This window comes from Mycobacterium szulgai (genome assembly GCF_002116635.1).
In the GTDB taxonomy this organism is placed as follows: domain Bacteria; phylum Actinomycetota; class Actinomycetes; order Mycobacteriales; family Mycobacteriaceae; genus Mycobacterium; species Mycobacterium szulgai.
On record NZ_LQPW01000010.1, the window covers coordinates 12,881 to 34,625 of the forward strand.

The 21,745-nt window shown below is 66.4% G+C and carries 21 protein-coding genes; 6 read left to right on the forward strand and 15 right to left on the reverse strand.

All coding sequences use genetic code 11. From position 1 onward, the window contains the following. Positions 1-56: 56 nt before the first annotated feature. From AWC27_RS02160 to AWC27_RS02175, 4 genes are all read right to left on the reverse strand, one after another. Entirely contained in the window at positions 57-722 is a 666-nt protein-coding gene (locus AWC27_RS02160; RefSeq protein WP_211281536.1) for a nitroreductase, read from the reverse strand. Positions 723-823: 101 nt separating this feature from the next. Next, the gene (locus tag AWC27_RS02165) at positions 824-1,534 is read right to left on the reverse strand and encodes an HNH endonuclease family protein (protein ID WP_085668981.1); all 711 of its coding nucleotides are present in this window, start codon (positions 1,532-1,534) and stop codon (positions 824-826) included. Further along, the gene (recG, locus tag AWC27_RS02170; protein WP_085668982.1) at positions 1,531-3,741 is read right to left on the reverse strand and encodes an ATP-dependent DNA helicase RecG; all 2,211 of its coding nucleotides are present in this window, start codon (positions 3,739-3,741) and stop codon (positions 1,531-1,533) included. Before recG ends, AWC27_RS02165 begins: the two co-directional genes overlap by 4 nt. Positions 3,742-3,743: 2 nt before the next feature. Then, entirely contained in the window at positions 3,744-5,396 is a 1,653-nt protein-coding gene (locus tag AWC27_RS02175) for a DAK2 domain-containing protein (protein WP_085668983.1), read from the reverse strand. 183 nt (positions 5,397-5,579) lie between these two features. Between AWC27_RS02175 and rpmB the strand changes: the two genes are divergently transcribed. Beyond that, a complete protein-coding gene (rpmB, locus tag AWC27_RS02180) occupies positions 5,580-5,774 on the forward strand; it encodes a 50S ribosomal protein L28 (RefSeq protein ID WP_083115929.1) in 195 nt (64 codons plus the stop codon). 13 nt (positions 5,775-5,787) lie between these two features. Here rpmB and trhA read toward each other — a convergent pair whose 3' ends face one another. The 6 genes from trhA to AWC27_RS02210 form a co-directional block, all read right to left on the reverse strand. Continuing rightward, positions 5,788-6,528: a PAQR family membrane homeostasis protein TrhA gene (gene trhA / locus AWC27_RS02185; protein ID WP_085668984.1), complete on the reverse strand. Its 741-nt coding sequence runs from the start codon at positions 6,526-6,528 to the stop codon at positions 5,788-5,790. A 92-nt stretch (positions 6,529-6,620) separates the two neighbouring features. Further along, positions 6,621-7,271: a nitroreductase gene (locus AWC27_RS02190; protein ID WP_085668985.1), complete on the reverse strand. Its 651-nt coding sequence runs from the start codon at positions 7,269-7,271 to the stop codon at positions 6,621-6,623. Positions 7,272-7,283: 12 nt separating this feature from the next. Further along, positions 7,284-8,222, reverse strand: a complete 939-nt coding sequence (locus tag AWC27_RS02195; protein ID WP_085669086.1) for an NADP-dependent oxidoreductase — start codon at positions 8,220-8,222, stop codon at positions 7,284-7,286. 5 nt (positions 8,223-8,227) lie between these two features. Then, positions 8,228-8,911: a uracil-DNA glycosylase gene (locus AWC27_RS02200; protein ID WP_085668986.1), complete on the reverse strand. Its 684-nt coding sequence runs from the start codon at positions 8,909-8,911 to the stop codon at positions 8,228-8,230. After that, positions 8,908-9,198, reverse strand: coding sequence for a DUF1330 domain-containing protein (locus AWC27_RS02205; protein WP_085668987.1), 291 nt, complete (start codon positions 9,196-9,198; stop codon positions 8,908-8,910). The genes AWC27_RS02200 and AWC27_RS02205 overlap by 4 nt, the downstream gene beginning before the upstream one ends. Positions 9,199-9,261: 63 nt before the next feature. Beyond that, a complete protein-coding gene (locus tag AWC27_RS02210; RefSeq protein WP_085668988.1) occupies positions 9,262-10,233 on the reverse strand; it encodes a thiamine-phosphate kinase in 972 nt (323 codons plus the stop codon). A 77-nt stretch (positions 10,234-10,310) separates the two neighbouring features. On the opposite strand from AWC27_RS02210, the gene AWC27_RS02215 reads away from it, so the two are divergent. After that, positions 10,311-10,847, forward strand: a complete 537-nt coding sequence (locus AWC27_RS02215) for a DUF3515 domain-containing protein (RefSeq protein ID WP_245846791.1) — start codon at positions 10,311-10,313, stop codon at positions 10,845-10,847. 55 nt (positions 10,848-10,902) lie between these two features. Here AWC27_RS02215 and AWC27_RS02220 read toward each other — a convergent pair whose 3' ends face one another. Next, positions 10,903-12,027: a D-alanine--D-alanine ligase family protein gene (locus AWC27_RS02220; RefSeq protein ID WP_085668990.1), complete on the reverse strand. Its 1,125-nt coding sequence runs from the start codon at positions 12,025-12,027 to the stop codon at positions 10,903-10,905. A 76-nt stretch (positions 12,028-12,103) separates the two neighbouring features. After that, positions 12,104-13,111, reverse strand: a complete 1,008-nt coding sequence (locus AWC27_RS02225) for an NAD(P)H-dependent glycerol-3-phosphate dehydrogenase (protein ID WP_085668991.1) — start codon at positions 13,109-13,111, stop codon at positions 12,104-12,106. A gap of 89 nt (positions 13,112-13,200) precedes the next feature. Between AWC27_RS02225 and cofC the strand changes: the two genes are divergently transcribed. From cofC to mutT1, 3 genes are all read left to right on the forward strand, one after another. Then, positions 13,201-13,854, forward strand: a complete 654-nt coding sequence (gene cofC, locus AWC27_RS02230) for a 2-phospho-L-lactate guanylyltransferase (protein WP_085668992.1) — start codon at positions 13,201-13,203, stop codon at positions 13,852-13,854. 128 nt (positions 13,855-13,982) lie between these two features. Beyond that, positions 13,983-16,202 carry an RNA degradosome polyphosphate kinase gene (locus tag AWC27_RS02235; RefSeq protein ID WP_085668993.1) on the forward strand — a complete coding sequence of 740 codons (2,220 nt, stop codon included), beginning with the start codon at positions 13,983-13,985 and terminating at the stop codon, positions 16,200-16,202. A gap of 80 nt (positions 16,203-16,282) precedes the next feature. Further along, positions 16,283-17,227 (forward strand): 8-oxo-(d)GTP phosphatase MutT1, encoded by a 945-nt coding sequence (gene mutT1 / locus AWC27_RS02240; protein WP_085668994.1) that lies wholly within the window; start codon positions 16,283-16,285, stop codon positions 17,225-17,227. 59 nt (positions 17,228-17,286) lie between these two features. Here the strand turns inward: mutT1 and AWC27_RS02245 are convergent, their stop codons facing one another. From AWC27_RS02245 to leuC, 3 genes are all read right to left on the reverse strand, one after another. Then, positions 17,287-17,913, reverse strand: a complete 627-nt coding sequence (locus AWC27_RS02245; protein ID WP_085668995.1) for an HU family DNA-binding protein — start codon at positions 17,911-17,913, stop codon at positions 17,287-17,289. Positions 17,914-18,136: 223 nt separating this feature from the next. Then, positions 18,137-18,733 (reverse strand): 3-isopropylmalate dehydratase small subunit, encoded by a 597-nt coding sequence (gene leuD / locus AWC27_RS02250; RefSeq protein WP_085668996.1) that lies wholly within the window; start codon positions 18,731-18,733, stop codon positions 18,137-18,139. A 27-nt stretch (positions 18,734-18,760) separates the two neighbouring features. Further along, positions 18,761-20,164: a 3-isopropylmalate dehydratase large subunit gene (gene leuC, locus AWC27_RS02255; protein WP_085668997.1), complete on the reverse strand. Its 1,404-nt coding sequence runs from the start codon at positions 20,162-20,164 to the stop codon at positions 18,761-18,763. A 278-nt stretch (positions 20,165-20,442) separates the two neighbouring features. On the opposite strand from leuC, the gene AWC27_RS02260 reads away from it, so the two are divergent. Then, a complete protein-coding gene (locus AWC27_RS02260; protein WP_085668998.1) occupies positions 20,443-21,672 on the forward strand; it encodes an aminotransferase class I/II-fold pyridoxal phosphate-dependent enzyme in 1,230 nt (409 codons plus the stop codon). Positions 21,673-21,745 lie beyond the last annotated feature (73 nt).

Here is a 21,745-nt window from a genome sequence, read left to right on the forward strand (position 1 = left end):
CCGACGCCTCATCGGAACGTCGCGTCGTCAGATTCACTCTCACGTGGGTATTGCGGCTAGTCCTGGATAAAGGTCACCGTCTCGTCGAGCGGAGCCCGGCCCGTGCGGATGTACTCCACCGTCGCGTCCTCGTACCCGATCGACATGCCACAGAACAGCATCAGCTCCGCTGGGGGTGAAACGATGTCCTCGACCGTCTTGTGGACCTGTGACCACGCCATCTGTGGACAGCTATGTAGCCCCTCCGCACGCAGCAGCAGCATTACCGTTTGCAGATACATGCCGAGATCGGCCCACTGGGCCAAACCCAGGTCGCGGTCGACGTAGCAGAACAGGGCAGCGGGCGCGCCGAAACAATCCCAGTTGGCGATCGCGGCGCGCTGGCGCGCCTCCCAGTCCTCGCGCGCGATGCCGAGCGCACTGTAGCGCTCGTGGCCGAAGGCGGATCGGCGTTCGCGGTATGGCGACTTCATCGCGGGCGGGTACATCACGTATTCCCGCTCGTCCCAGAGGACGCCGGAGGCGACCCGGTCGACGGCGCGCTTTTTGAGTTCGGCCAGGGGCGCGCCGGTTACCACGTAGATGTTCCACGGTTGAAGATTGGAGCCCGACGGCGACCACGCCGCAGCGGACAGCACCCGCTCCAGCACCTGTCTGGGTACCGGTTGGCCGGTGAATCCGCGGACCGCCCGTCGGCTTGTGACCGCCTCGTAGACGTCCACCACTGTCCGCCTTCCGCTACGAATCCGTCCCCGACTGTCGCAGCCAGCCTATCCATCGGCGAGGTCGCGCGAACCCTTGCAAATGCGTAGTCAGGTGTGGACTAGCCACTCGGGCAGGTAGCCGCGGCCTGGCGCAGTACGTCGGTGGAAGCCTGGTCTACTGGTAGCGAGTAACCCCGCAGCACGGCGATGAACTGCATCGCGTACTGACAGGCGAACGCCGTGTTCGGCGGCATCCACTGCGCCGGCGGCAGGTCGCTCTTGTTCTGATTGGCCTGCCCCTGGACGGCCAGCAAATTGGCCGGATCATTGGCGAACCGCAGCCGCACCGGATCCGGCCAGCTGTAGGCGCCCATGTCCCATGCGTACGCGAGCGGGACGATGTGGTCGATCTGCACCGCTTCGCCGACCTTGGCGCCACGCTGGAAGGCGATGACGGCGTTGGTGTAGGGGTCGTGCAGCGTGCCGGTGGCCACCGCATTCGGGCAGCGCTTGGTGGCCACATAGGTCTTGTCGGTGAGATCCCGGTTGAGGATGTCGTCGCGGGTGTCGCAGCCGTTGTGTCCGAGCGGGGCGTCGTTGTCGTCGTCCCAGGCCTCGCCGAATGCCGCTCTGCGGTAGTCGTAGCGGTGGCTGCGCTGGGGCAGCACTGCGATTCCGGCGAGGACATCGGTGCCGGGTTGCACCGTCGGAATGTCGGCGCGCGCAGCGAACTCCTCGGCATGCCGGGCCGACGATCCCAGGGTTTGGTAGGCCACCACCAGCGCCAGCACCGCGGCCGCCGCCAGCCACAGCAACAGCCGGCGCGTCACGCCTTGTCCAGGTATTCGATGCGGTCGGTGTCGGTGAATCGTGCCGCCATCACTTCCAGCCCGGGATGCGGATTTCCGTCGTCGTAGGCGCGGGTACAGAAGTCGTGGGCGGCCTCGATGAACACCTGATGCTCGGCCAGCGACAGCAGCTTCAGGGTGACAGCCTTGCCGGACTGGTTGCGGCCCAGCACATCTCCCTCCTTGCGCTCCTTGAGATCCAGGTCGGCCAGGGCGAACCCGTCCAGGGTCCCAGCGACCGCACGCAGCCGGTCCGCCGCCGGCGATCCGGGCGACACCCAGCTGGCCAGCAGGCACAGGCTGGGATGCTCGCCGCGTCCGATGCGGCCACGCAGCTGATGCAATTGGCTGATACCGAACCGGTCGGCATCCATCACCAGCATGACCGTGGCGTTAGGGACGTCGACGCCCACCTCAATGACGGTGGTACACACCAGCACATCGACCTCGCCGGCCCGGAACGCCGCCATTGCGGCCTCTTTCTCGTCGGACGGCAACCGTCCGTGCATGAGCGCCAACCGCAGATCCGCCAGCTCGGCCGAGCGTAACCGGGTGAACAGACCTTCCGCGGTCGCCGACGGCCGGCGGCCGTCTTGGGAGTCTGCGTCGTCGGATTCGTCGATCCGGGGCGCCACCACGTAGGCCTGACGGCCGGCGGCGACCTCCTCGATGATGCGCCGCCAGGCACGCTCGAGCCAGGCGGGCTTGTCGGCGACGAAGATGACGTTGGTGGCGATCGGCTGGCGCCCGCGGGGAAGTTCGCGCAGGGTCGAGGTTTCCAAATCGCCGTAGACGGTGAGCGCGACGGTGCGCGGTATCGGCGTCGCGGTCATCACCAGCAAGTGCGGGGTGATGCCGGCAGGAGCCTTGGCGCGCAATTGATCTCGCTGCTCGACACCGAACCGGTGCTGCTCGTCGACCACCACCATGCCGAGGTTGTGGAAGTCGACGGCGTCCTGCAGCAGCGCATGGGTGCCGATGACGATGCCGGCCTGGCCGCTGACGATCTCGGCGCGAACCTGCTTCTTCTGCCCGGCTGTCATCGAACCGGTGAGCAACACAACCCGGGTTGCGTTATCGGCCCCGCCCAGCTGCCCACCCATCGCCAACGGCCCGAGGACATCGCGTATCGACCGCAAGTGTTGGGCGGCAAGCACTTCCGTCGGCGCCAAGAGCGCGCACTGGTATCCCGCGTCGACCATCTGCAGCATCGCCAGTACCGCGACGATCGTCTTGCCCGATCCCACTTCGCCCTGCAGCAGACGGTTGAGCGGGCGGGTCGCCGCGAGCTCAACGGACAACACGTCGAGCACCTCACGCTGGCCGTTCGTCAGCTCAAAGGGTAAGCGCCCCAACAACTCTGCGGCCAGACCGTCGGATCGCGGCGGTGCCGGCGGTCCCGACTCCGACAGCTCACCGTGTCGGCGGGCCACCAGCGCCCACTGCAGGCCGACGGCCTCGTCGAAGGTCAGGCGCCGGCGCGCCTGTGCACGCAAAGACTCGTCCTCGGCGAGGTGAATGGCGCGCAGGGCTTGGTCTTCGCTGATGAGACCGTGCTCTGCGAGTAACTCGGCGGGCAACGGATCATCCACCGGGTCAAGGACTTCCAGCACCTGCCGCACGCAGTTGAAGATGTCCCAGCTCTGCATCTTGGTGCTCGCTGGATAGATCGGGAAGAAACGACGCTCGAACGCCGACATCAATTCCTCGTTGCTGCTGGCCCGGGACGCATCGGCGATGACCTTCATCGACTTGGTGCCGTGGTGTTTGCCGTCCGGCGAGTCGAGGATGAGAAATGCCGGATGCGTGAGCTGCAGGGCCCCCTTGAAGTAACCCACTTCACCGGACAACATCACCTTGGTGCCCTTGGTGAGCCCCTTGCTGATGTAGTTCGCGTTGAAGAACGTAGCCGTCACCTTGTTGCGGCCAGAGCCGAGGGTGACGCGGAGAAACTTCTTCTTGGGATCTCTTCTCATCGGAAGCGTGGCCGCGTCGGCGATGGTGTCAATGAGGGTGATGTGTTCTCCGGGCTCGGGCCGCTCGTCGCCGAGGCGCGATGCGGTCTCGGTGTAGCTGCGCGGATAGTGGCGCAGCAGATCGTCGACGGTCCGGATGCCGAACTCGGCGTCGAGGTTGTCGGCGGCCTTGGCGCCGACGATGAAATCCAGCCGGTCACCCAGTGCCACCATGGCTACTCGACCCCGATCAGCAACGCGTCACCCCGATGCCCGGTGTGGTAGGTGACCAGCTCGGTACCCGGATGGCGGTCGTGTACATGCTTTTCCAGGATGCCACCGATGTCCGCGGCCTCGTCACCCTTCAGGCAGTCCCCGACCAGCACCGTCACCAAGTCGCCTCCGGAAGCCAACAACAGGTCGAGCAGACCGACGGCCGCGGTCCGGACATCCTCGGCCACGATCAGCACCTCGTCCCCGGCGATGCCCAGGCCGTCGCCCGGCTCACAGGTACCGGCCCAGGTCAGCGCCTTCTGCGTGGCGGTGCGCACCGAGCCGTGCCGGGCGGCGGCGGCGGCGCGGGCCATACTGTAGCCGTCGTCGACGGCCTGGCGGCCCGGGTCGTGCACGGCCAGCGCGGCCAGCCCCTGCACCATCGAGCCGGTCGGTACGGGGACCACGTCCACGCCCCAGCCGCTGGCCGCGGTGCAACCGGCGACGAGTTCTTCGGCGGCCACATACCCGTTGGGCAGCACCATCACGTGCGCTGCGCCGGTATCCACTACCGCGCGGACCAACTGATGGGCGCTGATATCGGAGTCTGGACTCGGACACAGCACGTTGGCGCCCTCGGCGGCGAACAACTCGGCGGCGCCGTCGCCGTCGACGACGGCCAGCACGGCCCGCTCCCGCGTCCAGCAGCCGGCCGGCAGTCCGTTGGCGCCGGAACTCAGCGCCGAAACCACGATCCGGCTGAGTCGCCCAGCCGCCAACCCCGCCTCAATGGCGGCGCCCGCATCGTCGGTGTGCACGTGCACCGAGTAGCTGTCGGCCAACGCGGCGGCGATCGCCACCGATTCACCCAACTCCTGCAGCCGGTCGCGCAGCGCGTCAACCGCGGCGGCATCGAAACCGGCCAGCAGGTACATCACCTCGAATTGCGGAGCGGGGCTACGCAACGGACTCGGCGTGGCCGGCGCCCGCGGCGACAGTTCGTAGACCGATCGTGCGGGCGTATACCCGGTGATCGTCGAACGTAAGGCGTCCAGCATCACCAGCAGGCCCCGACCGCCGGCATCGACCGCCCCGGCGTCGGCCAGCACGTCGAGCTGCTCGGGGGTCTTCTCCAGTGCGACAACCGCCGCATCACCGGCCGCCGTGACCGCACGGGCCAAGCCCTCGCCACCCTTGACGCACTGCTCGACGGCACCGGCGGCGGCGCGCAGCACGGTGACGATGGTCCCTGGGATCTCCTCGCCACCCATCGAGGCGATGACCAACTCGACGCCACGCCACAGCGCGGCCCCGAGGATGTCGGCGTCGATCACCGGCAATACACCGCCGGACTCGGCCGCCGCAAAAGCCGTCGCCTCGGCGATGCCGCGCAGGATTTGGGACAGGATGACCCCGGAATTGCCCCGGGCGCCGTTGAGCGCCCCGGCCGACAGTGCCGCGGCGACCGTGGCCACATCAGCGCCACCGCCGCCGGCATCGGCCTCGGCCAGCGCCGAACGCATGGTGAACAGCATGTTGGCGCCGGTGTCGGCGTCGGCGACCGGGAATACGTTGAGCCGGTTGATCTCGTCGGTGTGGGTGATCAAATCGCTCACGACGATGTGCGCCCACTCCCGCAGGGTCGGGGCGTCCAGCAGCCGATCCGACGTACTCACCCTTGACCCCACCTCCTGCGGCCGGCGCCTCGAACCAGTCCCCGAATCAGTCAGAGCCTAGCCAGCCGCGGGGACAGCACAGACCCTGACGCGGTGCTGCGAGTTGTCGATCGTTTTGGAACTTGCCTATGCCAGCGGCTATCCTGGGCTGTCGTCCGGCAAGAGACTTGAGGAGCTTGAACAATGGCCGCTGTGTGCGATATCTGCGGGAAAGGCCCCGGCTTCGGCAAGTCGGTGTCGCACTCCCACCGCCGCACCAGCCGCCGGTGGGACCCCAACGTGCAGACCGTGCACGCCGTGACGCGTCCCGGCGGCAACAAGAAGCGCCTCAACGTCTGCACCTCCTGCATCAAGGCCGGCAAGGTCACCCGCGGCTAGTCGCGCCGCAGCTTCAGAAAACCGCAAACCATATCGCTATGTAGTGGCAGATCGCCGCGACCGCGGTACAGGCGTGAAACAACTCGTGGTAGCCGAACGTTTGCGGCCAAGGATCCGGCCAGCGCAGGCCATAGAACACCGCGCCGACGCTGTACAGGACACCGCCGACGGCCAACAACACCAGCGCGGCCACCCCGGCGTTGTGCAAGATCATCCCGGTGTACCAGACCCCGACCCAGCCCAGCAGTAAATAGAGCGGCACGCCCACCCAGCGCGGCGCCGACGGCCAGAACAGCGTCAGCGCGACGCCGCCCAACGCCGCTCCCCACACGATCGCCAACGCGACGTGCCCGGTCGCGCGCGGCATCGCCAGCCTGACGAACGGGGTGTAGGTGCCGGCGATGAACACGAAGATCATCGAATGGTCGAGCCGCCGCATCCATTTCCTGGCGTTGGCCGACTCCCAGTGGACACGGTGATAGATGGCGCTGACGGCAAACATCGCCACGATCGCCAGGGCGTATGCCAGCGTCGCATGTCCGGCCCGCTTTGAGGCGACCGCCCACGAGACGGCCACCAGCGCCGCACCTGCGATCGCGGCCACGCCGGCGGCGTAGAAGTGGATCCAGCCGCGCAGCCGCGGCTTGGTCAACACCTCGGCAGCACGGTGGGCGAGGTCTTCGGTGACCTCCTGGACGACGCCGATGGGTCCCGAGGACTCGCTTTGAGAAGCCGGATCGCTTGGCCTGGTCATGTTCCTCCCCTACGTCCCTCCCTTGACGCCAGTATTCCCAACTATTCCGCACGCGGTCGGGCACGCACGCCGGCACGCAGTGCGCGGCCGGATCACTCGTCCAGAAAAACCGCGTGCTTGTCGACGCTCTCGCGACCGATCCGCAGTGAGTTGCCGGAGAAATCGGGGTCGGGGTAGCCGATCGCCAGGCCGCACAGCAGGGTCATCTCGGCGGCGATGCCCAGCTGCCGGCGCACGATGTCGGGGTAGCCGGCGATCGAAACCTGAACGCAGGTGCCAAGTCCGCGGGCGGTCAACCCCAGTACCAACGTCTGCAAGAACATTCCTACGCCCATGCTGTCGACCAGACCGAAGTCCCGGTGCATACACACCACGGCACCCATCGGAGCGCGGAAGAACTCCCAATTGCGCAGCACGGCAATGCGCCTGGCCTCGGCGTCCTCGCGGGCGATGCCCATCGAGCCGTACACCTGAGCCCCCAGCTCGCTGCGCAGGTGAGCGAAAGCAGGCGGTAGTTGCGGCACGTTCGGGGGCGCCGAACGGGCCTTTTCCAGCATGGCCGCGACCAACCGGTCCCGGGCCGCGCCGGTGGTGAACACGACATGCCACGGCTGGACATTGGAATTCGACGGTGCGCGCATGGCCAGTTCGAGGGCCTGCTCGACCAGCTCCCGCGGAACCGGATCGGGCAAGAACATGCGTATCGAACGCCGCTGCCGGATGGTTTCGTCCAAGTCGTACATGCGTTGCTGCGCTCAGTCCTGCGCCACCACGATCACCGTTTTGCCCGCCCGGCGGTTGCGGCGCCGCCCGCTTTCGAATGCCGCCCGGCCGTCTTGCAGCCGAAAGGTCTCGGCGATCTCGACGCGCAGCCGGCCACTGTCCACCAGCGTGGCCAGCTCACCGAGCTGGCCCCGATCGGGAGTGACGATGAAAAACGTTGCGGCAATACCGTATTCGTGGCCGTATTCGTCGGCCTTGCCAGCCGGCGGCGGTGCGGACAACGTGATCAGCCGCCCGCCGGGACGGACCAGCCCGTACGACAGGTCCAGCACGTCTGCGCCCACCGTGTCGATGACGACGTCGTAGGCGCCGTCGACCGCCTCGCTGCGCACGTCGATCACCCGACCGGCGCCGAAACCCCGGACCAGCGCGCCGGCGTCGCTGCGCACCGTCGCGGTGACGTCGCCGCCGAGATAGGCCGCCAACTGGACCGTCAGCGCACCGACTCCCCCGGCCCCCCCTTGCACCAGCACCGATTCGCCCGGCCGCAGGGCAGCGTGCTCGACCAGCGCCTGCCAAGCGGTCAGCCCGGCCAGCGGCAGTGCGGCCGCGACGGTGTGACTGACCGTCGACGGCTTGGCCGCCAGATCGGCGGCCGGAACCGCTACGAAATCGGCCGCCGCGCCGTCGCGGTCGAACTGGATCAGCCCGTACACTTCGTCGCCGATCACGAAATCCGTTACGCCCGAACCTATATCGGCTACCACACCGGACACCTCGTGTGACGGGATCACCGGCGTCCGGTCGACACCGTCGCGGGTCCAGGTCTCTTCCCAGGTCAACTCGTCGAACGTGATGGCGGCCGCGCGCACCGCCACCAAGACTTCGCCTTGCGTCGCCGCCGGCACCGGAGCGCGTTCGACCACCAGCACTTCGGGGCCGCCGCGACGGTGTGCGCGCAGCGCAGTCATCTCGGTCACGGCAGCCGCCAATCGATCGGCTCGGCCCCCATTCCGGCCAGCAGTTCGTTGGCCCGGCTGAACGGCCGGGACCCGAAGAAGCCGCGCGAGGCCGACAGCGGTGAGGGGTGGGGCGACTCGATGGCCACACAATCGCCGGTGGCCAGCATCGGCTTCAGCGTGGACGCGTCGCGGCCCCACAGGATCGCCACCAGCGGCCGCGACCGGGCGACCAGTGCGCGAATCGCGCACTCCGTCACCGCTTCCCAGCCCTTGCCCCGATGGGAAGCGGGGTTGCTCGGCCGCACGGTGAGTACCCTGTTCAACAGCATCACCCCGCGCTGCGCCCAGGGTGTCAGATCGCCGGACGACGGTTGCGGATAACCCAGATCGGCGCCGTACTCATCGAAGATGTTGGACAGGCTGCGGGGCAGCGGACGAACGTCGGGGGCCACCGAAAAGCTCAGTCCCACAGCATGTCCGGGTGTTGGATAGGGGTCTTGGCCTACAATCAGGACGCGCACCTGATCGAAGGGAAAAGTGAAGGCGCGCAACACATTCTGCCCGGCGGGCAGGTATCTGCGCCCGGCTGCGATCTCCTCGCGCAGGAACTGCCCCATGTGCGCGACCTGGTCGGCCACCGGCTGCAGGGCCGCAGCCCACCCCTGCTCGACGATTTCGTTCAACGGGCGGGCGCTCACTGCAGCCCCTTGGCCAGCAGCACGACGGTGTCGGCTCCGGCCCGGCGATCCTTCGAGATGTCCTGATACTCGCGAGATTGCGCCCACCCATAGAACGTCGCCTCGTCGGGAAACGACATCAGCACCACCTTTTCACGGTCCCACTGCCCCTCGACCACCTGCGGTGACTCGTCGGCCGCCAGCAGCGTCCCCGGATGACGACGAAAGACCTCCAAAAACCGTGCCTGGTACCGGTCATATGCCGCCCGGTCGGTGAACTTCAGCTGGGCGATCGCGTAAACGGTCACCGCGCCACCCTAACCTCCCTAAGATTGCCCGCTTTCTCCTCCGGCCGTACGCGGCCGGCATCGTCACCGGGCGGCGAAAGACTGCCACCCCGCATACCCCTCCCATTCGGCGCCGTCGACGAGCACCCGGCCCGGCCCGTCCAGCACCCGTCCGATCACTCGCCAGCCAGCCGGCACCGGTCCGGCGAAACAAGCCGCCAGGGCGTGGTCTTCCCCGCCGCCGAGCACCCACCCCCACGGGTCGGTGTCGGCCGCCGCGGCGGCCCCGGCCAGCGCGTCGTGGTCGTCGGTGAGCGCCGCGGTGCTCAGGTCGATGGCCACCCCGGACGCTTCGGCGACGTGGCGCAGATCGGCGATCAGCCCGTCGGAAATGTCGATCATCGCCTGGGCCGCGGCCGCCGCGGCAGCCCGGCCCTGCCCGTACGGCGGCTCGGGTACCAGATGCCGGCGACGCAAATCGTCGAATCCGTCAATGCCGTTGTGCCACAGCGCATAGCCGGCCGCCGAGCGGCCGAGTTCGCCGGCAACCGCGAGCACTGAACCGGCCCGCGCTCCCGAGCGCAACACCGGAGCCCGGCCGCCGAGATCGCCCAGCACCGTCACCGACACCACCCACTGTGGACAGCTGACCAGATCGCCGCCGGCGATCCCGGCGCCGACCCGGGCCGCCTCGTCCCACATTCCGTCGGCCAGCGCACTGACCTGCTCGGCCGGCGTATCGCCCGGCGCCCCGAATCCCACCACGAACGCGATGGGACGCGCGCCCATCGCCTCGATGTCGGCCGCGTTCTGGGCGATCGCCTTGCGGCCGACGTCGTGTGGCGTGGACCAGTCCAGCCGAAAATGCCGGTCCTGCACCAGCATGTCCGTCGACACCGCGGTGCGACCGTCGGCGGCGGTCACCACCGCCGCGTCGTCACCGGGCCCGACGGTGACGGCCGCGGGCTGCCGGCGACCGCGCGCCAATCGGCCGATGACGGCGAACTCGCCGAGCTGCGCCAGTGTCGGGGGCTGTCCCGATGCGTCCTGGCTCACGTCGCCTGTGCCTTCCCCGACCTGCGGTAAGTTGGGTCCCCTGCCCGCGCCAGTCTAGGAGAAGCCGGAGGTGTTCGGTGCCCGAGCCGGACGGGCCGCCGCGCGCGGTGATCGTCGCCGCCGTGACACTGGCCGTTGCGACGATCGCAGGGATTCTGGCCTTCGCGGCCAGCCGCGATCCGTCGTCGCACCCCGTCGCGATCGCCGCGGTGCCCGCCCCACAGGCGGCCGCGCCACCGTGCCGGTCGCTGATGGCGGCCCTGCCGCAGCGGCTCGGTGACTTCCAGCGCGCGCCCCTGGCGCAGCCCGCGCCCGACGGTGTCAGCGCCTGGCGCGCCGGGTCCGGCGGCGAGCCGGTGATCTTGCGCTGCGGGCTCGACCGCCCAGCCGATTTCGTGGTGGGCTCCCCGATCCAGATCGTTGACCGGGTGCAGTGGTTCGAGATCGCCGCACAGTCCGGGGAGAACAGGTCCACCTGGTACACCGTGGACCGCCCGGTGTATGTGGCGCTGACGTTGCCCGCCGGATCCGGACCGACCCCGATCCAGCAACTGTCCGAGGTGATCGACCACACCATCGCCGCGGTCCCCATCAACCCGGCACCGGCCGGTTAGTGCCGATCGCAAGCGCGGCGCTAGCGCCGGGCGCAGCGGGTCGGCACCATCAGGCCTAACGCAACCCCACCCCGCGCGCCAGCGCAGTGTCCACCATGGTCGCCAGCAGAGTGGGATAGTCGACGCCGCTGGCTGCCCACATCCGCGGATACATTGAAATCGTGGTGAATCCGGGCATCGTGTTGATCTCGTTGATCACCGGGCCGTCGTCGGTGAGGAAGAAGTCCACCCGGGCCAATCCCTGGCAGTCGATGGCCGTGAACGCCCGAATCGCCAACTGCCGCACCGCATCTGCGACATCGTCATCGACCTTGGCGGGCACGTCCAGTTCGGCTGCGTCATCGAGGTATTTGGTTTCAAAGTCGTAGAAGCCGTCCTCGCGGCCCCGCACACCGGCAACCCGGATCTCCCCGATTGTGCTGGCTTCGATTGTGCCGTCGGGCATTTCGAGAACGCCGCATTCCAGCTCGCGGCCGTTGATCGCCGCCTCGACGATGACCTTCGGATCATGACGGCGAGCCAGCGCGACGGCGTCGGGCAGCTGATCCCAGCTCGAGACCCGGCTGACGCCGATCGACGAACCGCCGCGGGCCGGTTTGACGAAGACCGGCAATCCCAGGCGCTCGCGTTCCGGGCTGTCCAATGTCGCCCGCGACGGACGCAGCACCGCATACGCACCGACCGGAAGCCCCTCGGCCACGAGCAGCTTCTTGGTGAATTCCTTATCCATGCCCGTCGCGCTGGCCAGCACGCCAGCGCCGACGTAAGGGATACCGGCGAGTTCGAGTAGGCCTTGAATCGTGCCGTCTTCGCCGTACGGGCCGTGCAGGACCGGGAACACCACGTCGACCGAGTCCAGGACGGCTCCCGCGTTGACCCCGCCGCTGCCCGCCAACGAAACCAACTGGCCGCCGCGCTGCGGATCGGCCGGCAACGCTAGTTCGGTGCCCGACTCGGCGGTGACCGCGGGCAGTTGCCGGTTGGTGATCGCCAGCGCGTCGGGATCGCCATCGGTGAGCACCCAGGAACCTTGCGGGGTAATGCCGATGGCGATCACCTCGAACCGCTGCGGGTCCAGATTGCGCAGGATGCTGCCCGCGGACACACACGAAATGGCGTGCTCGTTGCTACGCCCGCCGAATACGACGGCGACGCGCACGCGGCGTTCCCTGGCATTCACAACCTGGAGAGGCTACCGGGTGAGCCGCCGCGGGGTCGGATCCGGCGACGTAAGCTGGCCTTTTAGTCGCCCTACGTCACTCGGGCTTGGTGCTGCGGCCCAACAGCAGGGCTATCGCGTCGTTCACCGACAGTCCCTTGTGACAGACCCGGTGCACGGCGTCGGTGAGCGGCATCTCGACGTCGTAACTGGACGCCAGTGCCAGCACCGATTCGCACGACGTCACGCCCTCGACGACATGCCCGTCGCGGCTTTGCATCGCCAATTCCACGGTCTCGCCGCGGCCCAGGCGCTCGCCGAGTGACCGGTTACGCGAATGCGGTGAGGTGCAGGTGGCCACCAGGTCACCCACCCCGGCCAGGCCGGCCAAAGTGGCGCCCTTGGCGCCCAGCGCAATTCCCAGCCGCATGATCTCGGCCAGCCCCCGGGTGATGATGGCCGCCGCGGTGTTCTCGCCCAAGCCGACGCCGACCGCCATCCCGCAGGCCAGCGCGATGACGTTCTTGCAGGCTCCGCCGATCTCGGTGCCGACCACGTCGGCGTTGGTGTACGGGCGGAAGTAGCCACTGTTCAAGAAGCGCTGTAGCGCTACGGCCCTACCGGAGTCGTTGCACGCGACGACGGTGGCGGCCGGCTGGCACTGAGCGATTTCGCTGGCCAGGTTCGGGCCCGAGATCACCGCGACCTGTGCCGGGTCCCATCCGGTCACCGCAACGATCACCTGGCTCATCCGCATCAAGGTGCCGAGCTCGATGCCCTTGGCCAGGCTGACCAGAGTTGCCGCCTCGTCAAACAAACCGGACCACTGTTCGAGATTGGCTCGCATCGTCTGTGCGGGCACGCCCAGCAGCACGGTCGTGGCGCCGCTGAGTGCCTCCGCCGCATCTGCGGTCGCCCGGACGGCGGGCGGCAGCACGGTGCCCGGCAGATAGTCGGGGTTGTACCGGGTGGCATTGATCTGTTCGGCGATCTCGGCCCGGCGCGCCCAGAGCGTCACCTCGCTGCCGGCGTCGGCGAGCACCTTGGCCAGGACCGTGCCCCACGCACCAGCTCCCATCACCGCGACGGTTCCCGTGCTGGCCATCTACCACCTCTGTGTCGTCCGTTACGCCCATCTGCAGCCGCTACACAGTAGACCCGGCGGTGGGTTGCCGTCACGCTAATGTGGCGCTCGTGGGCCTTGAGGGCAGGGATGAGGGTACGGGTGATGTCGGCTTGATCATCGCCGTGAAACGGTTGGCCGCGGCCAAGACCAGGCTGGCGCCGGTCTTCTCGGCGCAGACGCGCGAAAGCGTGGTGCTGGCGATGCTGGTCGACACCCTGACCGCAGCGGCGCGGGTGGCGGCATTGCGCTCGATCAGCGTCATCACGCCCGACGAAGCCGCGGCCGCCGCCGCGGCCAAGCTCGGAGCCCAGGTACTGGCCGACCCGACACCGGCAAGCGATCCCGATCCGCTGAACAGCGCCATCGTCGCCGCCGAACGCACGGTGTCTGCATCGACTCCGAATCTTGTTGTCCTGCAAGGCGATTTACCCGCACTGCAGACGCAGGAGCTCACCGAGGCGATCGCTGCCGCCCGTCATCACGAACGCAGTTTCGTCGCGGACCGGCTGGGCACCGGAACGGCCGTGCTGTGCGCCTTCGGAACCGCGCTGAACCCACAGTTCGGACCGGATTCGTCCGCGCGGCACCGTCGTTCGGGTGCAATCGAGCTGACCGGTGCGTGGCCTGGACTGCGCTGCGACGTCGACACGCCCGCCGACCTCACCGCCGCCCGCCGGCTCGGAGTGGGACCGGCGACCGCACGGGCCTTCACCCGCCGCTAGCCCGCCGATAGCCCGCCGCCGATAACCCGCCGCCGAAGCGCCGATAGCCGCTCCGGGCCAGGCGTCCACGCGATGAACGCCGGACTAACGGCGGATGGATGTCGACCGGGCGCTGGCCGCATGACCGGGTGATAAGCAATGATCGCAAGGTGACTGAAATCGAGGCCAGCCCTGAGGCAGAGATGAGTGCCGACGAGAACGCCTGGGATCCAGACGACTCCGCCCTGGCGGCACCTCCCGCAGCGACCGCCAACGCGATCACCGATCTGTTGCCCGAAGATCGTTACCTCAACCGGGAGCTGAGCTGGCTGGACTTCAATGCACGCGTGCTAACTCTGGCTGCCGATAACTCGTTGCCGCTCTTGGAGCGAGCCAAGTTCCTGGCGATATTCGCCTCCAACCTCGACGAGTTTTACATGGTCCGGGTTGCCGGCCTCAAGCGCCGCGACGAGATGGGCCTGTCGGTGCGCTCGGCGGATGGTCTGACCCCGCGCGAGCAACTGGCCCGCATCGGCGAACAGACCCAGCGGATCGCGAGCCGGCATGCGCGGGTGTTCCTCGATTCGGTGTTACCCGCGCTCGGCGGCGAAGGCATCTATATAGTCGCGTGGGCGGACTTGGATGATGCTGAGCGCGACCAACTGTCGACCTATTTCAACGAGCAGGTCTTCCCGGTCCTGACACCGCTGGCCGTCGATCCGGCCCACCCGTTCCCGTTCGTCAGCGGGCTGAGCTTGAACCTGGCTGTCACCGTCCGTCAGCCCGGAGACGGCAGCCAGCACTTCGCCAGGGTCAAGGTGCCCGACAACGTCGACCGCTTCGTAGAACTCGAAGGCCCTGGCACAGCCGATGGGTCAGACGCGCAGGGCGTAGTCCGGTATCTGCCAATGGAAGAACTGATCGCTGCCTTCCTTCCGGTGCTCTTCCCCGGCATGGAGGTCGTCGAGCATCACGCATTTCGGATCACCCGCAACGCGGACTTCGAGGTCGAAGAGGACCGCGACGAAGACCTGCTGCAGGCGCTGGAGCGGGAATTGGCGCGCCGCAGGTTCGGGTCGCCGGTGCGGCTCGAGGTGGCCGACGATATGACCGAGAGCATGCTCGAGTTGTTACTGCGGGAACTAGACGTGCATCCCGGTGATGTCATCGAAGTGCCCGGGCTGCTGGACCTGTCGTCGTTGTGGCAGGTGTACGGTCTGGACCGGCCAGACCTCAAGGACCGGGCATTCGTTCCCGCCACCCACCCCGCGTTCGCGGACCGGGAGACACCCAAGAGCATCTTCGCCACCCTGCGTGAAGGCGATGTGCTGGTGCACCATCCGTATGACTCGTTCTCCACCAGCGTGCAGCGCTTCATCGAACAGGCCGCCGCGGACCCGAATGTGCTCGCGATCAAACAGACGCTGTATCGCACTTCCGGTGATTCGCCGATAGTTCGGGCCCTGATCGACGCGGCCGAAGCCGGCAAGCAGGTGGTGGCGATGGTGGAGATCAAGGCGCGCTTCGACGAGCAGGCCAACATCCGCTGGGCACGCACACTTGAGCAGGCAGGCGTGCACGTGGTGTACGGATTCGTCGGGCTAAAGACGCACTGCAAGACGTGTCTGGTGGTGCGCCGGGAGGGGTCGGTCATCCGCCGCTACTGCCATATCGGTACCGGCAACTACAACGGCAAGACCGCACGGCTCTACGAGGACGTCGGATTGCTGACGGCGGCTCCCGACATCGGTGCCGACCTCACGGATCTGTTCAACACGCTAACCGGCTACTCGCGCAAGCTTTCCTACCGAAATCTGTTGGTGGCGCCGCACGGAATCCGCACCGGCATCATCGAGCGCGTCGAGCGTGAGGTTGCCGCTCATCGTGAAGACGGCCCCGCCAAAGGAAAAGGTCATATCCGGCTCAAGATGAATGCCCTTGTCGACGAACAGGTCATCGACGCGCTGTACCGTGCGTCGCAGGCGGGCGTTCGGGTCGAGGTCGTGGTGCGTGGCATCTGCGCGCTGCGCCCGGGTACCGAAGGCTTTTCCGAAAACATCGTCGTGCGCTCGATACTCGGCCGTTTCCTGGAACACTCGCGGATCATTCACTTCCGGGCCATCGACGAGTTCTGGATCGGCAGCGCCGACATGATGCACCGCAATCTCGACCGGCGCGTCGAGGTGATGGTTCAGGTGAAGGACCCACGATTGACCGCGCAACTCGACGACTTGTTCGAGTCCGCGCTCGACCCCTCCACCCGCTGCTGGGAGCTGGGGTCCGACGGCCAATGGACCGCCTCACCTCAGGACGGACAGAACGTGCGCGATCATCAAGTATCGCTGATGGAAAGGCATACCAGCCCCTGACACTGTGCACTTGATTGCGGTTTTGCGGGCCACACTGACTACCGCGAGCGGCCCTCGCGAATTGACCTGCAGGAGTTGAGGTGTCGATCCAGAACTCGTCGGCCCGCCGGCGCCCGGGGGGCCGGGTCGTGTATGCCGCCGGCGCGGTGTTGTGGCGACCCGGCAAAGCGGATTCGGGCAAGTCGGTGGAGATCGCGGTGATTCATCGCCCTCGCTACGACGACTGGTCGCTGCCTAAGGGCAAAGTGGACCCGGGCGAAACGTCCCCGATGGGGGCCGTCCGGGAGGTGCTTGAGGAGACCGGCCACCATGCGCACCTTGGCCGGCGGCTCACCACGGTGACCTACCCGATCGAGCAAGGCGTCAAGAAGGTGCACTACTGGGCGGCGCGCAGCACCGGCGGAAAATTCGTTCCCGGCAACGAGGTCGACGAGCTGATCTGGTTGCCGATTGCCGACGCGTTGAAGAAGCTCGACTACGCGCCGGACCGAAAGGTCTTGCGCCGGTTCGCCAAACAACCCGCGGACACCCACACCGTACTGGTGGTGCGGCACGGCACCGCGGGCAGCAAGCAGCGCTTCTCCGGCGACGACAACAAGCGTCCGTTGGACAAGAAGGGGCGCGCACAGGCAGAGGCACTGGTGGGCCAGCTGCTGGCGTTCGGTGTCACCGACGTGCACGCGGCCGACCGGGTGCGCTGTCATCAAACGGTAGAGCCACTGGCCGCCGAGCTGGATGTGCCGATTCGCAACGAGCCCACCCTGTCCGAAGAAGCCTACGCAAAGAACCCCAAACGCGGCCGTCATCGAGCGCTGCGGATCGCCGCACAAAAAGGCACACCGGTGATCTGCTCGCAGGGCAAGGTAATTCCGGACCTGATCGCATGGTGGTGTGAGCGCGACGGAATACGCCCCGACAGATCACGCAACCACAAGGGCAGTACCTGGGTGCTGTCGCTGTCGGGCGGCAAGCTCATAGCGGCCGACCACATCGGCGGCGCACTGGCCGCCAACGTGCGCGCCTAACACACGCAAATACCCTTCGGGGGCATCGCTGCCGCCCGAAGGGTATTTGCTTTTACGAACTACTTGCGGCCGCGCCTGGCCGGAGCCTTCTTGGCCGGAGCCTTCTTGGCCGGAGCCTTGCTTGCGGCCTTCTTGGCCGGAGCCTTGGTGGCTGCCTTGCGAACTGGGGCCTTGGTGGCCGCCTTCTTGGCCGGAGCCTTGGTGGCTGCCTTCTTGGCCGGAGCCTTGGTGGCTGCCTTCTTGGCCGGAGCCTTGGTGGCCGCCTTCTTGGCCGGAGCCTTGGTGGCCGCCTTCTTGGCCGGAGCCTTGGTGGCCGCCTTCTTAGCCGGCGCCTTCTTTGCCGCCTTCTTGGCTGCCGCGCTCGCGACCACACCGCGCTTCACCGCGGGGCCTTCGGACGGGAGACGCTGTGCGCCAGCCACAACCGCTTTGAATTGAGCGCCGGGACGGAACGCCGGGACCGACGTCGGCTTCACCTTCACCGTCTCGCCGGTACGCGGATTGCGCGCCACGCGCGCTGCGCGGCGACGCTGTTCGAACACACCGAAACCGGTAATGGTGACGCTGTCGCCCTTGTGTACCGCGCGCACAATCGTGTCGACGACATTCTCGACGGCGGCGGTCGCTTGTCGACGGTCCGAGCCCAATTTCTGTGTGAGCACATCTATGAGCTCTGCTTTGTTCATCCAACCCTCCGAAGCCAGTGGTCCTCGTTTTGGAACCGACTAGTGGACACGGTAAACCCTGACCTGGCAAATTGCCAAGAGCCACGCGCAATTTCAGGCGCCAGCGATCGATATTCTCGGAATCCGATTGCCGCCCTTGACCGGTGGCGCGGGCACAAAATCGTCCCCGCATACCCGCACTGTCGCGGTTTGAAACGGTGAAATTCCGCCCCGTTCGCCCCAGTCAGGGGATGGGCAATGTTCGCGGTTTCCAGTCCTGACGAGCCGCTTCGAAGGATTCGATTTCGCCGAGTTTCCGCAGCGTAAGGGCTATATCGTCAAGACCTTCAAGCAGGCGCCATGCGGTGTGATCGTCAATCTTGAACGGCAGCACCGCCGTTCCCGCGGTGATAATTCGATCTTGAAGATTGGCAGTGATTTCCAGCCCCGGACTCTGCTCGATGAGCTTCCAAAGAAGTTCGACACCGTCCTGGTCGACTTCGGCCGCCAGCAGCCCCGCCTTGCCGGCGTTCCCGCGAAAAATGTCGCCAAACCGAGACGAGATAACCACTCGGAATCCGTAGTCCATCAGCGCCCAGACCGCGTGCTCCCGAGAAGATCCGGTGCCGAAATCGGGTCCAGCGACCAAGACTGAGCCCCGGTCAAAGGGACTGAGGTTGAGCACGAATGAGGGATCCGAACGCCACCCAGCGAACAAGCCGTCCTCGAAACCGGTTCGGGTGACGCGTTTCAAAAAGACTGCGGGAATGATCTGATCAGTGTCGACATTGGACCGCCGCAGTGGCACACCGATACCGGTGTGGGTGTTAAAGGCTTCCATGCGCTTCCTTTTTCTTTCTCGGTGAGTTCAATTCAAATCAGCCGGCGCGGACAGGGTGCCGCGTACCGCGGTGGCGGCGGCAACCGCGGGTGACACCAAATGTGTTCGCCCGCCCTTGCCCTGACGCCCTTCGAAGTTGCGGTTCGACGTCGCCGCGCAGCGTTCCCCCGGCGCGAGCTGATCGGGGTTCATTCCCAGGCACATCGAGCATCCTGCTTGTCGCCATTCGGCGCCCGCGGCGGTGAAAACCTCGCCGAGCCCTTCGGCTTCGGCCTGTGCGCGCACCCGCATGGAGCCCGGAACAACCAGCATCCGCACGCCTGGCGCCACCTTGCGGCCGCGCAACACGTCGGCCACCACCCGCAGATCCTCAATGCGGCCGTTGGTGCACGAACCGACGAACACCGCATCAACCGCGATATCGCGCATCGGGACGCCGGGGCGAAGGTCCATGTACGCCAACGCTTTCTCGGCGGCCTGGCGCTGCGCGTCATCGGTCATCAGCTCCGGATCGGGCACCGCCGCGGCCAGCGGCACGCCTTGGCCCGGGTTGGTGCCCCAGGTGACGAACGGGCTCAACGAGGCCGCGTCGAGGTACACCTCGGTGTCGAAGACGGCGCCGGGATCGGTGCGCAGCTGTTGCCAATGCGCCAGCGCGGCGTCCCACTGGGCACCGGTCGGTGCGTGCGGGCGACCACGAATGAATTCGTAAGTGGTCTCGTCGGGGGCCACCATCCCGGCCCGGGCGCCGGCTTCGATGCTCATGTTGCAGATCGTCATTCGGCCTTCCATGGATAACGATTCGATGGCGCTGCCGCGGTATTCGATGACATGGCCCTGTCCGCCGCCGGTGCCGATCTTGGCGATCAGCGCAAGGATGATGTCTTTGGCCGAGACTCCAGGCGGTAACTGCCCGTCTACGTTGACCGCCATCGTCTTGAAGGGCCGCAGCGGCAACGTCTGGGTGGCCAGCACGTGCTCGACCTCTGAGGTGCCGATGCCCATTGCGATCGCGCCGAATGCGCCGTGCGTCGAAGTGTGGCTGTCGCCGCAGACGATCGTCATTCCCGGTTGGGTGAGACCCAGTTGCGGTCCCACGACATGGACGATGCCCTGCTCGATATCGCCCATCGGGTGCAGCCGGATGCCGAATTCGGCGCAGTTTTGGCGCAACGTCTCCACTTGTGTGCGTGACACCAAGTCGGCGATCGGCTTGTCGATGTCGACGGTGGGCACGTTGTGATCCTCAGTGGCGATAGTCAGATCCGGGCGCCGCACCGGACGGCCGGCAAGGCGCAGGCCGTCGAACGCCTGCGGACTGGTCACCTCGTGCACCAGATGCAGATCGATATAGATCAGGTCGGGCGCACCGTTTTCGCCTCGCACCACGACGTGGTCGTCCCACACCTTCTCGGCCATTGTGCGCGTCATCTTCGCCTCGATTCTGTAATGGGCGGCTCACCACAGGCGTCTCACGTGGCTATCTCACAATGCGAGACGCAAGTATCTTCTGGTGAGACACCATACCGGCTTCAGCCGCCCCGGCAAAGCCGGGCGCTCGGCCGCCGCGGCCCGCGGGCGGTTGCGCTCGCGCCGCCGCAATACAGCGGCGTAATGCTATAACGCTTGAACTGCGGAACGCGTAGTAAAGCCAGGAGTGCTGGGCTACTGTTTCACCGGAAACTAAGGCGCACTTACGTTGGAGCAAGATGGATCTGTTCGACAAGTTCATCAATAGCGAAGCACCCTTAGCGCAAATTTCACATGCCGTGCACGGAGTAGGCACATATCCCAAGCTCACCGGCGATATCGGTAACCGCATGATGTGGCGCGACCGCGAGCACATCGTGTGGAGTAACAACAATTACCTAGGGCTCGCCAATCTTCCTGAAGTGCGGGCAGCCGAAGAGGAGTTCACGCGTCAATACGGGCTTTCGGCTCCGATGGGCTCCAGAATGATGTCAGCCGAAACCGACGCGCTTGAGCAGTTGGAAAGCGAACTGGCGGACCACACGAAAAAGCCGGCGGCATTCGTTCTCAACTACGGCTATCAGGGCATGGTTTCGCTTATCGATGCCCTTACTTCCCCGTCGGACTGGGTGGTATCGGACGCGGAGAACCACGCCTGCATCATCGATGGGATTCGGTTGCACAAGAGCGGCGGCGGCCAGACCCGCACCTTCGCGCACAATGACATCGATCAGCTCGAGGCGCGCCTTGCCGAGATCGACCGCGTGCGAGCCGCCGACGCCGCAGTCTTGGTAGTTACCGAAGGAGTTTTCGGGATGTCCGGCGACCAGGGCCGGATACGCGAGATTGTCGAACTGAAAAAGAAATACGACTTCCGATTACTCGTCGACGACGCGCACGGCTACGGAGCCATGGGTCCGGGCGGCAGCGGTACCGGGCATCAACAGCGTGTCCAGGACGGCATCGACATCTACTACTCGACGCTTGCCAAATCCGTCGGCAGCATCGGGTCGTTCGTCGCCTCGGCAGTCGACATAATTTGGAAGCTTCGCTACACGATGCGATCGCAGATCTTCAGCAGGGGCCTGCCCTGGCCGATCGTCGCGGGGATTCGGGTTCGTGTGCAACTGCTGCGCACCCGTGACGATCTGCGCAGACAAGCGCACGCCGTGGCGTCCGAATTGCAGGGTTCCTTGACATACAACGGGTTTGATATCGGCAAGACGAACAGTCTCGTCACCCCCGTGTACCTGCCTTTGAACCCGCTGGCCACCCTCACCTTTCTGACCCGATTGCGTGAACAGCACGGCATATTCTGTTCAGCGGTGACATACCCAGTGGTACCGCCCGGAATCGTGCAGTTGCGCCTGATCCCGACCGCCTGCCACGAAATCGCCGATGTCGAACCCACCGTGAACGGCATCGCGTCCGTCTATAAAGAACTGACCGGGCACTCACCTGAGCAGTAGGCAATGCAAACGGAGCGGCATCAAAACGGGCACGTTTCCACACGTATGACACCATTCTCGCAGGAATAGTCCA